This is a genomic window from Pseudarthrobacter phenanthrenivorans (assembly GCF_000813845.1).
Taxonomy (GTDB): domain Bacteria; phylum Actinomycetota; class Actinomycetes; order Actinomycetales; family Micrococcaceae; genus Arthrobacter; species Arthrobacter phenanthrenivorans_B.
Window position 1 is genome coordinate 1 of the sequence record NZ_JWTB01000062.1, and the last position, 608, is coordinate 608.

A 608-nucleotide genomic window follows, 5' to 3' on the forward strand; every position below is an offset into this window, starting at 1 on the left:
TCGACCAGGTCCGCTATGTCCTCCAGGGCCGGCTGCCGTACTCCGAGGACGATTACCTGGAAGAAGGCTGGATCGGATATTTCCCCGAAAGCGTCCACTACGGCCCGCAGGAACGAGCCGAGGGCCTGCGCACTCTGGTCCTGCAAGCTGGCGGTGCCAGCGGCCAGGGTTACCTCTCCGTCGCCCAGCGTGAAGCGACCAACTCCGAGTTGGAAAAGACCGGCGAGTTCAAGAAGGGCCTTTACCACTACACTGACTCCAACGGTGTAGCGCAGACCGTGGACGGATCACAGGCGATCTTCGAACACGCCACGGGCGGCAAACTCGAGTTCGCCACCCCGCGCTATGAAGACGTCATTGCCATGAACCCCAACGCCTACGAATGGCTGCCCTCGGCTGATCAGGGCGTCTCCGAGAAATGGCTGGGCTCCTTCACCGAGCGCAACTTCCGCATCGGCCTGATCAAACTCGAAGCCGGCGCGACCTACCAGGCCGGCCAGTTCCCGTCCATCGAAATCCTGTTCCAGACCAACGGCCAGGTCACCGCAGGCGGCGAAAAGTACGGACCCGAAACCGGCTACGAATTCCTCGCCAACGAAGGACCCACC

The 608-nt window shown here is 62.2% G+C and carries 1 protein-coding gene; it reads left to right on the forward strand.

What is annotated here, in order from left to right:
* The coding region (locus RM50_RS20915) for a hypothetical protein (protein WP_043456335.1) at window positions 1-608 on the forward strand (608 nt) is incomplete at both ends.